Origin of the sequence: Flavobacterium sp. TR2 (assembly GCF_025252405.1) — a bacterium.
Classification (GTDB): Bacteria; Bacteroidota; Bacteroidia; order Flavobacteriales; family Flavobacteriaceae; genus Flavobacterium.
This window is the reverse complement of the sequence record NZ_CP104307.1, coordinates 3,625,822-3,640,929: the sequence shown is the minus strand read 5'-3', so window position 1 is coordinate 3,640,929 and position 15,108 is coordinate 3,625,822. Positions and strand designations below refer to the sequence as shown.

Sequence of the window (15,108 nt, the reverse complement as noted above, 5' to 3'; positions counted from 1 at the left end):
AATCAAATAGAAGATTTTCTTTAAAAAAAGTAATATACGACCGGAATGATTTACCCCAAAATAGCGCTTGCACAAAGCATTATCGAAATTTTATCTGCCAAAGGCATTGTTAATATTATAATTTCTCCAGGATCTAGAAATGCACCGTTAACTATCGGTTTTGCTCAAAATCCAAATTTTACCTGTTACAGTATTGCAGACGAACGTTGTGCAGCTTTTTTTGCTTTAGGAATTGCACAGCAGACCAAACAGCCGACCGCCATAGTCTGTACTTCAGGATCAGCTTTATTAAATTATTACCCTGCTCTTGCAGAAGCATTCTACAGTCAGATCCCATTGATTGTAATTTCGGCTGACCGCCCGCAAAGCAAAATTGATATTGGTGACGGACAGACGATTCGCCAAGAAAATGTTTTTGCTAATCATTCTGTTTTCAATGCCAATTTAACCGAAGAAGCCTCAGAAGAAAATGATATAAAAATCAACCTGGCAATTGAAACTGCTATTCTAAAAAAAGGCCCTGTCCATATCAATGCGCCTTTTGAAGAACCGCTTTATGAAACGACAGAAGAACTTTCTATACAGCCAAAAATCACTCATTTAGAAGAGGGAAACAATTCTAAAACAATAGAAAACAGCGATGAAATTGTTTCTGTTTGGAATAGCGCAAAACGAAAATTAGTTTTAGTAGGAGTAAATGAGGCCAACAGTATCGATCAGGAAGTTATAGAAAATTTAGCTTCAGATCCGTCAGTTGTAGTGCTTACAGAAACTACTTCCAATCTTCATCATGAGAGTTTTATCAATTCGATAGATACTTTAATTACACCATTTGATGATTCTGATTTTAAAGAGTTTAATCCAGAGGTTTTGATAACCTTTGGCGGAATGGTAGTTTCAAAAAGAATTAAAGGATTTTTACGAAAATACAAACCCAAACACCATTGGCATATTGACACTTTGCGTGCATATGACACATTTGGCGCATTGACCAAACATTTTGAAATGAAGCCAAATGATTTCTTTAAAGACTTGCTTGCTAAAACTTCTTTAGTTAAAAGCAATTATTACAAAAACATCGATTCCATTTACAAAACGAGACTTGCTAAAAGGAAAGAATATTTGCGCCAGATTGAATTTTCGGATTTTAAAGTTTTTGAAAAAGTAATTGAATCGCTTCCTAAAAATAGTATGCTGCAAATTAGCAACAGTTCTGCTATTCGCTATGCGCAATTAATCGATATTGATCAATCGATTGAAGTTTTTTGCAATCGAGGAACTAGCGGAATCGACGGAAGCACTTCTACAGCAATTGGCGCAGCAGTAGGAAACGAAAAACAAACTGTTTTTGTAACGGGAGACATCAGCTTTTTATACGACAGCAATGCTTTATGGAATTCTTATATTCCTAAAAACTTTAAAATCATTTTAATTAATAATGGAGGAGGAGGAATCTTTAGAATTCTTCCTGGACATCAGGAAAAACCGGTTTTCAATACTTACTTTGAAACTTCTCATAAACTGACTGCAGAACATTTGGCTAAGATGTATCAGATGAATTATTTTACGGCTAAAGACATTGATTCATTAGAAAACGCAATACAGTCATTATACAGCTCTGATGATGTTCCGTGTATTTTAGAGATTTTTACGCCAACGACAGAGAATGATCTTATTCTAAAACAATACTTCAAATACTTAGTTTAAAATTGAAAGAAAATATTTGTTAAAAATATTGTTTTTGTTACTGCTTTAGCTATAACTTTGGTCTATTATTCACCAAATTAATTATATAGTTATGAGCAGAAGAGAAGATTTAATTGAAAAGTATACAGCTGATCTAAAAGAAAAGTGCGGAATTACAGCCGATGCAGATTTGCTAACAAAAGTTACAATAGCTTGCGGGCCGTCAATTTACAATGATGACGCTTCTACGGTAGCTTCTTCGCAGCAATCGGAATTAGATACTGTAAAAAATAATTTTTTAATTAAGAAATTAGGCTTAACAGATGGACCAGATTTAGAAGAAGGAATTAATGCTGTGATGGAAAAGTACGGAAAATCAAATAAGCAAAAATTTAGAGCTGTTGTATATTATTTATTGACTGTACACTTTAAAAAAGAAAGCGTCTTTAATTAATTGACATTATAATATAATTTGAAATCCCTTTATGGCATCTGTTATAAAGGGATTTTCTATTTTTTGTAGGCAACTTAAGTTTTGTTACAATTAATTTCTTTCTACCGTGTCAAACTTCGTACCTTTGCGCCTCAGAAACTTAGCAGTCTTACTGCTTAGAAATTTATAAAAATGTTAGAAATAGGAAAATACAATACCTTAACTATATTGCGTGATACTAAAGTTGGTTTGTTTTTAGGAGACCCTGAAAATGATCCAGATGGTGTTCACGATGTCTTGCTTCCCAATAAATATGTGCCAAAAGTATTTGAAATTGGTGAAGAATTAATTGTTTTTGTGTACTTAGACCACGAACAGCGACCAGTTGCAACTACTTTGGTACCGTATATTTTATTGAATGAATTTGCACTTTTGAGAGTAAATTATATCAACAATGTCGGCGCATTTATGGATTGGGGAATGGAAAAAGATATTCTTGTTCCGTTTAAAGAGCAGGCGCGTCCAATGGAAAAAGGAAAACGCTACTTGGTTTATCTGTATATGGATAAACAAACGAATCGTTTGGTCGCTTCAAGCAAGACCAATCAATTCTTAAGCAACGATCAATTGACAGTTGAAAAAGGCGAAGAAGTAGATTTAATTGTTTCGCATATTACTGATATGGGAATCAATGTTATCATAAACGAGCGTCACAAAGGACTTTTGTACAAAGATGAAGTTTACGATGATTCGATAAGAACGGGAGATAGAATGCGCGGCTATATCAAAAATATTCGTCCTGACAATAAAATTGATGTAGCGCTTCAGGCACAAGGTTTTGAAAGCATTGAGCCAAATGCCGAAAAAATATTAAGCGAACTGAGAGCCAGCAGAGGTTTTCTTAGATTAAATGATAATTCTCATCCTGAAGACATTAAAACGGTTTTAAAAATGAGTAAAAAATCATTTAAAAAAGCAATCGGAGCTTTGTATAAAGAAAAACTGATTGAAATAAAAGAAGACGGGATTTATTTGGTGAAATAAATGCCAAGATTGATTTAATGCAATCCATTGGAATTTGGAAAACCGTAAAGTTATAAAACCACAAAAGGCTGCTCATTACAAGCAGCCTTTCGCTTTTTATTCAGTTTTAAAAAAAATTGTAATTAAAAAAAAACAGAAATAAAATAATTCGAATCCATCTCAGAACAATAGCTTTACGTATTTTAGAAATTATCCCATTGATGGTATGTCTTTTAAATAATTGATGCACCTATCTTAAAAGCAAAAAAACAATTTCACGGCTCATCCATTGGTTTTATAAAATAACTTTTAGAAAGTGTGAATTAGTACTTTTTCCTCTTTTCGTTATCATTCCTATACTAATTATATAACAATTCTAACATTTAACCTTAGGTGTTACTTTTTTGTTTTTGAAGTTTCGACAAACACATAAATCATTTGCTCTTTTAATTGAGGTTTGTAACTAAAAACCCTAAAAAAATGAGCGACAAATTTTTTAAATTTTCTCAAAAAAATCATTTTTTAGGTTAATAAATCAGTGAAAGAAAATCAATCTGAAATCTTTGAAATATTTTGTATCTCATTGATTTCTAGGCTGTAAAATTAATTATTATTTTTCTAAACTAATGTTAAAAAATGTTATTTTTTGTAAGTAAATACCAATTGTTAACATTGCAGGCCAATTTAGCAAAGACTTAAGACAGATTGAGTAGGTAAACTAGTAAAAATGCTTTATTTTTACCGTATAATTATTTAAACAAAAAATCAAAATGGATTGGATTACAGCCAGAGAATTTGAAGATATAACTTATAAAAAATGCAATGGAGTAGCAAGAATAGCTTTTAACAGACCAAATGTAAGAAACGCATTCCGCCCTAAAACAACTTCAGAATTATACCAAGCTTTTTACGATGCGCAGGAAGACACTTCGATTGGAGTTGTTTTGCTTTCTGCAGAAGGGCCTTCAACAAAAGACGGAGTGTATTCTTTCTGCAGCGGAGGAGATCAGAATGCACGCGGACATCAAGGATATGTAGGAGACGATGGGCAGCACCGTTTAAATATTTTAGAAGTGCAGCGTTTAATTCGCTTCATGCCTAAAGTGGTTATTGCAGTTGTTCCAGGTTGGGCTGTAGGAGGCGGACATAGTTTGCACGTAGTTTGCGATATGACGCTTGCTAGTAAAGAACACGCTATTTTTAAGCAGACAGATGCAGACGTAACTAGTTTTGACGGCGGTTACGGATCAGCATATTTGGCTAAAATGGTAGGACAGAAAAAAGCGCGTGAAATTTTCTTTTTAGGACGTAACTACTCTGCTCAAGAAGCTTTTGAAATGGGAATGGTAAATGCCGTAATTCCTCATGACGAACTTGAAGCTACGGCGTACGAATGGGCGCAGGAAATTCTTCAAAAATCGCCAACATCTATTAAAATGCTGAAATTTGCAATGAACTTAACAGATGACGGAATGGTCGGACAGCAAGTTTTTGCAGGCGAAGCAACCCGTTTAGCTTATATGACCGAAGAAGCAAAAGAAGGAAGAAATGCTTTCTTAGAAAAGAGAAAACCAAACTTTGGAGAAAACAAGTGGATTCCTTAATAATTTTAGATTTCTGATTTTAGATTCTAGATTTTCAGTCTATAATTTCAAATCAGAATATAATAATCTAAAATCTATATTCTAAAATCTAAAATTAAAACATGAAACATTGGATTGAAGCCGCAAGACTGCGCACATTACCTTTATCCGTTTCCGGAATTATAGTTGGAAGCATTTATGCTTTGTCAAATCCAACAGAAACTATTAATACCCCAACCGAAGTATTCAGCTGGAAGGTTTTTGGTTTTGCTTTATTGACAACGTTAGGATTACAGGTTTTATCCAATTTTGCAAACGATTATGGAGATGGAGTAAAAGGAACGGATAATGCAGACCGTGTTGGGCCTCAGCGTGCTATTCAGAGTGGCGTTATTACGCCTCAGGCAATGAAAAAAGCCATTATTATCACTTCATTCCTTACGTTGCTGTCTGCAATAATATTGATTTATTTTGCTTTTGGGAAAGACAATTTCGGGTATTCCATCTTTTTTCTGCTGTTAGGAATCGCTGCTATTATCTCTGCAATTCGCTACACCGTTGGTAATTCTGCTTATGGTTACAGAGGATTTGGAGATTTATTTGTTTTTATTTTCTTCGGATTGGTGAGCACTTTGGGCGTTAACTTTTTGTACGCAAAAGAAGTTGATCCGCTTTTAATTCTTCCAGCCGTAGCAATCGGATTATTGAGCGTTGGCGTTTTAAACCTAAACAATATGCGCGATCAGGAATCAGATAAAAAATCAGGAAAAAATACGATCGTAGTGCAGATTGGAGCTAAAAAAGCTAAAAATTATCACTTTTTCCTAATCATTACTGCGATGGTTTTAGTAGTTGCATTTGCTGTTTTGAGCGATTATAACTTTGATCAATACTTATTTGTACTGGCTTATATTCCGTTGACAAAACACTTGATTACGGTTTACAAAAATCAAGATCCAAAATTATTAGACCCAGAATTGAAAAAACTGGCACTGAGCACATTCTTGCTTTCTATATTGCTTACAGTGTGTATGATTTCACTGATTTCAGATATTATTGTAAACCTCTTTTTAGGAGGAAGATAAAAAACAAATGTTTAATTTTAAAAAGGTAACAAAATGAAAATTACATACTACGGACACGCTTCATTAGGAATTGAAGTAGGAGGAAAACACATTATTGTGGATCCATTTATTACCGGAAACCCACAAGCGGCATCAATCAATCTTAGCACCATAAAAGCCGATTATATTTTGCTGACTCATGCGCACGCAGATCACGTGTTGGACGTTGAAGCTATTGCCAAAAATACAAATGCTGTTATCGTTTCTAACGCCGAAATTGCTAGCTACTATGCAAAAAAAGGATTCAATTCGCACCCTATGAATCATGGCGGAAGCTGGAAATTTGATTTCGGGAAAGTGAAATATGTAAACGCAATCCATTCAAGCAGTTTTCCTGACGGTGCGTACGGAGGAAATCCTGGAGGTTTTGTTATTGAAGGCGAACACAAAAACATCTACATCGCTGGAGATACTGCATTGACATATGATATGAAACTAATTCCGCTTCGCACAAAACTGGATTTGGTAATTCTCCCAATCGGAAACAACTTTACCATGGATGTTGAAGACGCTATTATTGCTTCAGATTTTGTAGAATGCGACAAAGTACTTGGATACCACTATGATACTTTTGGCTATATCGAAATCAATCATGAAGAAGCAATTCGTAAATTTTTCGATAAAGGAAAAGATTTAATGCTTTTACCAATCGGAGATTCTATTGAATTATAATTGTCATCCTGAGCGGAGTCGATGGAAGGAGCTAATCCCGCTTTCGGCTAAATTCCCGATTAACAAAAACTACGGCTGAAAAAGCCTTGTTTTTCTAAATCGGGAGATACCGCCTCAAACGAAGTTCACTGAACTCCAATTAAAATAAAAGTTTAGTGAAGTAATCGGGGCTAGGGCACTCAATTCCATAAGAAAGTTATTTGGCATAATCTATGTTAATTGAATTAAAGTTTTTTAAAATAAAAATCATTTTAATCTGTGAAATCTGTGGCAATTAAAGCATCATCACAAAATACAACTTTCAAACAAATCATTCTTTTACTATTTATCGCGGTTTCAGGTAACGCTTTTGCTCAAAAAGACGGTTATTGGGACAAAGAACGGGCTACAACCAAAGAAATTATGGTTCCGGCACGTGATAGGATTTCTATACCAACAGAAGATTTACCCGTTGGAACCACAGAAATTGTATATAGAATCACACTTTTAGACAAAAATCAAGAAATGGCCAATAGCTTGGTCTCTTTATTAAAAGCAATTCCAGATCCAACAGGCATTAGCCAAGGTTCGGCAGGAGCTGTATTCTTAATGTCAAAAATCTCGGGCGATGACGAATGCACGTATTCGATTTTTACCTCAAATGAAAATGCAAAAAAGTATGTAGCAGACGGTAAAATTGATAAAGCCTGTTATTCTCAGGCAGAGCCTGTTAGCAAAGATGCCAAACGACTGTCTGTCAATAAATCATCTTGCTTAAAAGAAAACATCAGTACGATTTGGTTTGGTTTCGAAAGCAAAAACTGGCTACTAAGCCAAAAAGTAGTTCTAGAAGTAGTGCCGTGGGTAGATGCAAAACTCAACCGCGGATGGAATCAGGACAACAAAAACGAAATTATTAGCTTGTGCAAAACTTCTACAATGGCACAAAAAATGGCTAATTCAGATGATTTTTGCGTTTGCATTCTCAACAAAATCATGAAACAATATCGTTATGATGAGTTTCAAAAATTGTTGGCTGTCGAAAAAACAAAAGTGTATAAAGATTTTGGAAACAGCTGTTACAGAGATGCTGATATTTCTAAAAATGTATTTAACGATTTAAGAGTCCAAGTGGCTTCTTTAATCAAAGCTCAAAAATACAACGAGGCAATTCCAAAATTAAATACAATTGTAAATGAAGGCAAAGCTACAGCGTTAGATTACAGTTCGTTGGGATATTGCTATATTTTGACCAAACAATACGCAAAAGCATTAAAAGCACTTCAAGAAGGCGAAAAGCTGGATGATACAGAATTATTGATCAAATTAAATTTGGCTCATACTTATTTGGTAAACGACGACTACAGCGCAGCCAAAGCGATTTACAAAAAGTATCAGACTCAAAATGTAACGGACAGTTTAAGTTGGATTGCAAAAACAAAACTTGATTTTCAAACTTTTGAAAAAGCAGGTTTGCCTTCAAAAGATTTTGAAAAAATCTTAAAATTATATAATTAAGTTTCTAAGCTGCTGAGATACTAAGTTGCTTAAATGTGAGATGCTTTTTAAAGCATACTTTTTTAACTCAGTATCTCAGAACTTAGCATCTTAGCACCTTAAAGAAATGAAAGCATCTTATCATAAATACCTTCTAGAATTTAAACGTCCGTCTGGAACTTCCCGAGGAATTATGACCGAGAAAGAGACTTGGTTTATTGTTCTGGAAGAAAACGGCAAAAAAGGAATAGGAGAGTGCGGTATATTGCGTGGATTAAGTGCAGACGATCGTACAGATTACGAAGAAAAACTAAAATGGGCTTGCGATAATATTCATTTAGAAGAAACAGCTCTTTGGAACCAATTATTAGAATTTCCTTCTATACAATTCGGAATCGAAATGGCTTTTTTGTCATTGAAAAGTGAAAATCCATATCTCTTATTTCCGTCTAATTTTACCAGAAGTTCAAGTTCAATTGCCATAAATGGATTAGTTTGGATGGGTGAATCTGCTTTTATGAAGCAGCAGATAGAAGAAAAATTGGCTGATGGTTTTAGCTGTATCAAACTTAAAATTGGAGCGATTGATTTTAATAAAGAACTGGAACTGCTGCAATTCATTAGAAGTCATTTTTCTCCAGAAGAAATAGAAATCAGAGTGGATGCCAATGGCGCTTTTTCTTCGATGGAAGCTTTAGATAAATTAAATCAATTAAATCAATTTCAGCTTCATAGCATCGAGCAGCCTATTAAAAAAGGCCAAGTTTTAGAAATGGCTGAACTTTGTAAACAAACGCCTTTTCCGATTGCTTTAGATGAAGAGCTTATAGGCGTATTTTCATTTGAAGAAAAAGAAAAACTGCTGCAGAATATAAAGCCTCAATACATCATTTTAAAGCCAAGTTTCATTGGCGGTTTCCGCGGCACGCAAGAATGGATCACTCTTGCAGAAAAATACAATATCGGCTGGTGGATTACTTCGGCATTAGAAAGCAATATCGGGTTGAATGCGATAGCCCAATGGACCTTTACATTAAACTCAGATATGCCTCAAGGTTTAGGAACAGGAGCTTTATATGCTAATAATATAGATTGTCCATTAGAAGTTAAAAATGGAAAACTATGGTATAATCCTAAAATGGAATGGAGTACTTTTTTTTAGTGACAAAGGTTCAAAGGTACAAAGGTACAAAGGTACAAAGGTACAAAGGTGCAAAGGTTCAGAGATGCAAAGGTTCAAAGTAGTAGAGGCTCAAAGGTGCAAAGTTGCAAAGGCTCAAAGATGCAAAACACAATGTAGAAAACCTCTGTCCCTTTGCACCTCTGAACCTCTGAACCTTTTTTAAAGCAGCAAGGCTCAAAGATGGAAAACACAAAGTAAGAAAACCTCTGTCCCTTTGCGCCTCTGAACCTCTGAACCTTTTTAAAGCAGAAAAAACTCTGTCCCTTTGCACCTTTAAACCTCAGAACCTTTTTTCACTCTTTTCCGCCCAAAAGGCTATCTTGCCACTCTTTCAAATCTTGCCATTTTCCTTGATAAGCCATTAATGCTTGTCTTGCCCATGTACTCGGATTATGCATGGCATAATTTTCTCCTCCTGCATCCAAAATAGACTGTAATTTTTCTGTAGAAGCTTGAGAAAGATCATACCAAGTATTGATTCCTGCAGCATTAAACAAAGCTTCGATTTTAGGGCCGATTCCTTCAACTATTTTTAAGTCATTCTCTTTTATTTTTTTGCCCAACACATTTGCCGCTAAGGCCGCATCAAAAGGAATTGTTATGGGAGCAGCTGCCGCAAATGACTGGACTGAAGATTTAGCTTTTGCAGCCAGATCTGCTTCAAGAGTAGAAATTCTTGCATTCAAGTTTTTTGTATTGGCCTTGCACGCGTCCAAATCTGCTTGAAGTGACGCAGCAAGCGAATCATCATTTTTCGAATTCATTTTTCCTAGTAAGTAACCTAAAATTCCGCAGATTAATCCCACTAGCACAGGTATTAAGATACAAGGTATATTCATGATCGTATATTTTGATTGTTATTTAATGGTAATTACTGTCCTTCTGTTTTCTGCCTTTCCTTCTGCAGTGCCATTGTCACCAATTGGCTCGTCAGGACCTTTCGACTGCGTTTCAATTCGCTCAGAATCAATTCCGTTTTTAGAAAGATAATCTTTAGAAAAGTCAGCTCTTTTTTGGGCTAAAGCAATATTCGAGCTGCGGTTTCCAATATTGTCAGAATGTCCTACTACTAGAATAACAGCATCCTTAACATTTTCTGTGTATTTTGCAATATCGGCCACTTTTTGTTTCTCAGCATCGCTTAAGGTCTGACTAGATCGGTTTGTATTGAAATGTAGAATCAATGGCTGTGCATTTATTTTATCTTTTAATGCACTCCATTCATTATTTGTGACAGCTGTTGAGTCAATAATTTCAAACGAATAATTAGCAGGTCCAAGAAGTGTGTCTGCATTCATTTTCCATTTGTCTAGAATTTCTCCTTTCGTATTAAATTGATTTTCAGAAAGTCCTTTTGAAACAAAATAATTCCTTACATCATTTGCCCTCGCAAGGCCAAGGTTTTCAAAAGTGGTGGAATTTGTTTCGTCAGAAGTGGCATAACCGGTTATGGTTATTTTTTGTTTCGGATTTGATTTCAAAAACATTTGTAACTTTTCGATACCAGTTATTACAGAATCACTTACAGGCATTATTAATTTCGCGCTGTTTTTTAGGAACTTGAGATTATCATTTGTATGATATTCAATTCCCGAACCATTTAATACAAACGGAACAAAATTGGGCTCTTGGACAGTATCTGAAACTGTTTTAGGAGTATCATCCGTTATTGCTTTTTCGCAGCAGTTGCAACAAAATTTCAGATATAAAAATGTACCCAAAACAATAGTAATTGCAATGCCTAATAGATAAAGTGCTTTTTTAGACATAGGTGACGGATTAAGATTCTATCAAATTTACTTAAAATAATATTCTTAACGTGTTAATTATCAGTTATTTTCATGTTGCGTATTTGTACTGAGACAAAATAAATTAACTTATTTTTCATTTTTTATAAGCTCAAAGGCTTGATTAAAATGAGTAACTTGCATAAAAAATAATCTACATTTAAAATGGTTGAAATAGAAAGAAAATTTCTTGTAAAATCTGACAGCTTCAAAAAGCAAGCCTTTGCTCAAAATAAGATTGCTCAAGGCTACTTGAGTTCTGCTCCTGAGCGCACAGTGAGGGTTAGGATTAAAGGACACAAAGGCTTTATTACGATAAAAGGAATAAGCCATAGCGGCGGTATGTCGCGTTTTGAATGGGAGAATGAAATTCCGCTTGATGAAGCTCAGGAACTATTAAAATTATGCGAAAAAGGTAAAATTGAAAAAACTCGCTACGAAATAAAATATGGAGAGCACGTATTTGAGGTTGACGAATTTTATGGCGAAAATGAGGGCTTGGTAATGGCTGAAATAGAGTTAAATTCGGAAGATGAAGTTTTTGAAAAACCAGAATGGCTTGGAGAAGAAGTAACAAACGACGAAAGATATTACAATGCTTATTTAAGCAAAAATCCTTATAAAGACTGGCAAAAATAAAATGACAGAATCAATATACGACCTTGTTATTGTGGGTGGCGGACCAATTGGACTTGCCTGCGCAATAGAAGCTGAAAAGAAAAAATTAAAATATCTCATTATTGAAAAAGGAGCGATCGTTAACAGCATTTTTAATTATCCTCTTTACATGACCTTTTTCTCAACCGCAGAAAGATTAGAAATTGGCGGAATTCCGTTTAACTGCTTGGCACCCAAACCTGGAAGGCAGGAAGCGCTAGAATACTATCGAAATATTCATCGTTATTTTAAATTCAATATTAATTTATTTGAAAAAGTAACTGATATACTGAAGAACCAAGATATTTTTAAGATCACAACCGATAAACATAAGTATGAATCAAAGAATGTTATAATGGCAACAGGCTTTTATGACATTCCGATAGAAATGAACGTTTTTGGGGAACATCTTTCAAAAGTGCGCCATTACTACAAAGAAGCGCACGAATATGCTTTTAGGAAAGTTTTGGTTGTGGGAGCAAACAACTCTTCGGTAGATGCGGCTTTGGAATGCTGGAGAAAAGGAGCAGAGGTTACAATGGTAATCCGTAAAAACGAAATTAATAATCGTGTCAAATATTGGGTAAAGCCTGATATTGAAAACCGTATTGCTGAAGGAAGCATTAAGGCGTATTTTGAATCTAATATAACCGAAATTCGCGAGGATGAAGTAGAAATTCTAACGCCAAACGGAAAGATTACAATAGAAAATGATTTTGTGCTTGCATTAACAGGCTACAAACCAGATTTGAATTTTCTAGAAAAAATCGGAATTCAGCTTTCTGATGATGAATTAAAAATTCCAGTTTATAATCCTGAGACAATGGAAACCAATGTGGAAGGTTTATTTCTCGCAGGTGTTGTGTGTGGAGGAATGCAGACGCATAAATGGTTTATTGAAAACTCTAGAATTCATGCTAGTATGATTGTAGATTATTTAAGTTCGAAATAAGAGTTTTTCGAATACTGTTTTAGGCGCTAAAAAGCATTTCGACTCTGCTCAATGTGATAAAACTATAAATAGAGCAGAGTCGAGAACCTTTTAATTAGTTAAGAACTGCAAGAAAGCATAGAACAGCCAACCTTTGTTCTTGCCCAATCTGGACGTTTTGCAAACCATTTTTCAGATTCTGGCTGTTCGTCATACGGATTTTTTAAAAGCTGAAATAATTCGTCTACCAAAGAGTAATCTTCTTTATCTGCTGCATCAATGGCTAATTGTGCCATATAATTTCGCAATACATATTTTGGATTAATTTGATTCATTTTTTCTGAGCGTTCTTCATCAGAAAGCGATTCGGCATTTAATCTTTTCAAATAAACACTCAACCATTTTTGCCAAGCATCCAGAATATTTTCTTTGATTTCTTCTGGAATGTAGAATGCATATTCTATTTTTTCGAATGCTTGTTCTACAGAGTCATCTTTTTTAATTTTGCTCAGACTTCTAAAAAATATGGTCATATCAGTTTCTGAGAGCTGCAAAATTTCTTCTAAACCTTTAATGATTTTATTGTCAGTTTCACTTGAAGTAAATATTCCTAATTTACTTAAAAACACTATTTTATAATCATTGTCGAAATCAATTATAAATGAATCTAAGACTTTTTCTAAAGGTGCAGCTTCATTGATTAAAGGATAAAGCGCATTTGCCAATTGGAACAAATTCCATTGGGCCACATGAGGCTGATTCCCGAAACGATATCTTCTATTTTGACTGTCTGTTGTGTTTGGAGTCCAATCGGGATCGTAGTTTTCTAGCCAGCCATACGGACCGTAATCTATCGTAATTCCATGAATAGACATATTATCGGTATTCATTACGCCATGAACAAATCCGACACGCTGCCAATGCAAAATCATTTCACGAGTTGTATCCGCAACTTTCTGAAAGAACTGTAGGTACTGCTCTTTTGGTTCTCCTGAAATTTCAGGAAAATAATGCTTAATTGTAAATTCTACAAATTGTTTCAGGTTTTTAAGCTCATTTCTGGCCGTCAACATTTCGTAGCTTCCAAAACGGATAAATGAAGGAGCCACACGGCAAACCACAGCACCTTTTTCATAAGCAGGATTTCCGTTATACAAAATATCTCTTAAAACCTGATCTCCAGAAAGAGCAAGCGAAAGTGATCGGGTAGTGGGTACACCTAGATAATGCATTGCCTCTGCGCATAAATACTCTCTTATAGAAGAACGCAAAACAGCCAAACCATCTGCAGTTCTTGAGTATGGAGTTTTTCCAGCACCTTTTAGCTGTAGTATATAAAATTGATTATTGTTTTCAACTTCTGCCAAATTGATTGCGCGGCCGTCTCCCAATTGCCCTGCCCAATTTCCAAACTGATGTCCCGCGTAGCACATAGCATACGGCTGAGTTTCTGGAAGAATTTCTTTTCCGGAAAAAACATTCAAAAATTCTTCTGATTGTATTTCTTCCTTGGAAATTCCAACCAATGCAGCAACTTCCTCAGAAGCGTGAATCAATTTCGGATTTGAGGGTTTTGTCGGATTTACGTACGAGAACAGCGTGTTTTTAACCTGACGAATTTCATTTGTCAAATCTGAATCTGCTGGCAATTCGGCAGTAAATCGATTATTTATTTTTAGATTTTTCATTTTGTTGATTTTCTTTTTGCCATAGATTACAAAGATTAAACTTTGTCAGGCTGAGCGAAGTCGAAGCTCAAGTCCAATTGGAACTCTCTTCGACTTCGCTCAGGGTGACAAGCTAATTGATTAATAATTTCAACCTCGAATCTTTTTAATCTGTAGCTAAAACTAAATTTAGCTGATCAACTTATCAGCATACATTTTTTTAAGTTTCTGAATTTTCGGATCGATTACAACTTGGCAATATCCTGCTTCCTGATTTTCATTATAATAATTTTGATGATAGTCTTCGGCTTCGTAAAAAACTTCAAAAGGTTTCAGCTGCGTTACAATTGGATCTGCATAAGCAGGCTGTACTTCATCAAAAACTTTTTCAGCAATTTCTTTCTGTGTGTCATCATGATACAGAATTATAGAACGATACTGGGTTCCGCTATCACCGCCTTGACGATTTAAAGTTGTCGGGTCATGACTTGTCATGAATATGAAAATTAAGTCATTGTATGAAATTATGTCAGGGTTGAAAGTCACTTGTATTACTTCAGCGTGTCCTGTTTTTCCTGTACACACTTCGCGATACGCTGGATTTTTGATAAATCCGTCTGAATAGCCTGATTTTATTGATTCTACACCTTTTAAACGCTGAATTACAGCTTCAATACACCAAAAACATCCACCACCAAAGGTAGCTACTGATAAATTTCCCATAAATAATGCTTTCTTTAGATTTAATGCCTATTAATTCGATAGGATATTATGATAATTTATTAAAAAAAAGTTGTTTTAACTAAAAATACTAAATGGTAATATAGCGTTTGAAGTTTACTATTGATAAATTCGCAATTTTATAAAAAAACTATATATATTTGCA

14 protein-coding genes are annotated in these 15,108 nt (G+C 34.8%); 10 read left to right on the top strand and 4 right to left on the bottom strand.

The genetic code is table 11. The features are described 5' to 3' along the window. Positions 1-45 precede the first annotated feature (45 nt). The 8 genes from menD to N4T20_RS16005 all read left to right on the top strand — a co-directional run bounded on the left by menD (position 46) and on the right by N4T20_RS16005 (position 9,159). Positions 46-1,707: a 2-succinyl-5-enolpyruvyl-6-hydroxy-3-cyclohexene-1-carboxylic-acid synthase gene (gene menD / locus N4T20_RS16040; protein WP_260670134.1), complete on the top strand. Its 1,662-nt coding sequence runs from the start codon at positions 46-48 to the stop codon at positions 1,705-1,707. 91 nt (positions 1,708-1,798) lie between these two features. After that, on the top strand, positions 1,799-2,140 hold the full coding sequence (locus N4T20_RS16035) for a DUF2853 family protein (RefSeq protein ID WP_260670133.1): 342 nt from the start codon (positions 1,799-1,801) through the stop codon (positions 2,138-2,140). Between the two features lie 171 nt (positions 2,141-2,311). Then, positions 2,312-3,163, top strand: coding sequence for a S1 RNA-binding domain-containing protein (locus N4T20_RS16030; RefSeq protein WP_260670132.1), 852 nt, complete (start codon positions 2,312-2,314; stop codon positions 3,161-3,163). A 749-nt stretch (positions 3,164-3,912) separates the two neighbouring features. Continuing rightward, entirely contained in the window at positions 3,913-4,746 is an 834-nt protein-coding gene (locus tag N4T20_RS16025; RefSeq protein WP_111369033.1) for a 1,4-dihydroxy-2-naphthoyl-CoA synthase, read from the top strand. Between the two features lie 101 nt (positions 4,747-4,847). Beyond that, positions 4,848-5,810: a 1,4-dihydroxy-2-naphthoate octaprenyltransferase gene (menA, locus tag N4T20_RS16020; protein ID WP_260670131.1), complete on the top strand. Its 963-nt coding sequence runs from the start codon at positions 4,848-4,850 to the stop codon at positions 5,808-5,810. 33 nt (positions 5,811-5,843) lie between these two features. Next, a complete protein-coding gene (locus tag N4T20_RS16015) occupies positions 5,844-6,521 on the top strand; it encodes a metal-dependent hydrolase (RefSeq protein ID WP_260670130.1) in 678 nt (225 codons plus the stop codon). Positions 6,522-6,779: 258 nt separating this feature from the next. After that, positions 6,780-8,018: a tetratricopeptide repeat protein gene (locus tag N4T20_RS16010; protein WP_260670129.1), complete on the top strand. Its 1,239-nt coding sequence runs from the start codon at positions 6,780-6,782 to the stop codon at positions 8,016-8,018. 106 nt (positions 8,019-8,124) lie between these two features. Continuing rightward, complete coding sequence (locus N4T20_RS16005; protein WP_260670128.1) at positions 8,125-9,159, top strand: o-succinylbenzoate synthase; 1,035 nt, start codon at positions 8,125-8,127, stop codon at positions 9,157-9,159. A 314-nt stretch (positions 9,160-9,473) separates the two neighbouring features. Here N4T20_RS16005 and N4T20_RS16000 read toward each other — a convergent pair whose 3' ends face one another. Further along, on the bottom strand, positions 9,474-10,019 hold the full coding sequence (locus N4T20_RS16000; RefSeq protein WP_260670127.1) for a hypothetical protein: 546 nt from the start codon (positions 10,017-10,019) through the stop codon (positions 9,474-9,476). Positions 10,020-10,037: 18 nt separating this feature from the next. Further along, positions 10,038-10,949 carry an OmpA family protein gene (locus N4T20_RS15995; protein WP_260670126.1) on the bottom strand — a complete coding sequence of 304 codons (912 nt, stop codon included), beginning with the start codon at positions 10,947-10,949 and terminating at the stop codon, positions 10,038-10,040. A 183-nt stretch (positions 10,950-11,132) separates the two neighbouring features. Between N4T20_RS15995 and N4T20_RS15990 the strand changes: the two genes are divergently transcribed. Then, positions 11,133-11,606, top strand: a complete 474-nt coding sequence (locus tag N4T20_RS15990; protein ID WP_260670125.1) for a CYTH domain-containing protein — start codon at positions 11,133-11,135, stop codon at positions 11,604-11,606. 1 nt (position 11,607) lies between these two features. After that, a complete protein-coding gene (locus N4T20_RS15985; protein WP_260670124.1) occupies positions 11,608-12,576 on the top strand; it encodes a YpdA family putative bacillithiol disulfide reductase in 969 nt (322 codons plus the stop codon). A gap of 98 nt (positions 12,577-12,674) precedes the next feature. Here the strand turns inward: N4T20_RS15985 and N4T20_RS15980 are convergent, their stop codons facing one another. After that, complete coding sequence (locus N4T20_RS15980) at positions 12,675-14,243, bottom strand: protein adenylyltransferase SelO (RefSeq protein ID WP_260670123.1); 1,569 nt, start codon at positions 14,241-14,243, stop codon at positions 12,675-12,677. Positions 14,244-14,411: 168 nt separating this feature from the next. Beyond that, positions 14,412-14,945 carry a peptide-methionine (S)-S-oxide reductase MsrA gene (gene msrA, locus N4T20_RS15975; protein ID WP_260670122.1) on the bottom strand — a complete coding sequence of 178 codons (534 nt, stop codon included), beginning with the start codon at positions 14,943-14,945 and terminating at the stop codon, positions 14,412-14,414. Between the last annotated feature and the right edge of the window lie 163 nt (positions 14,946-15,108).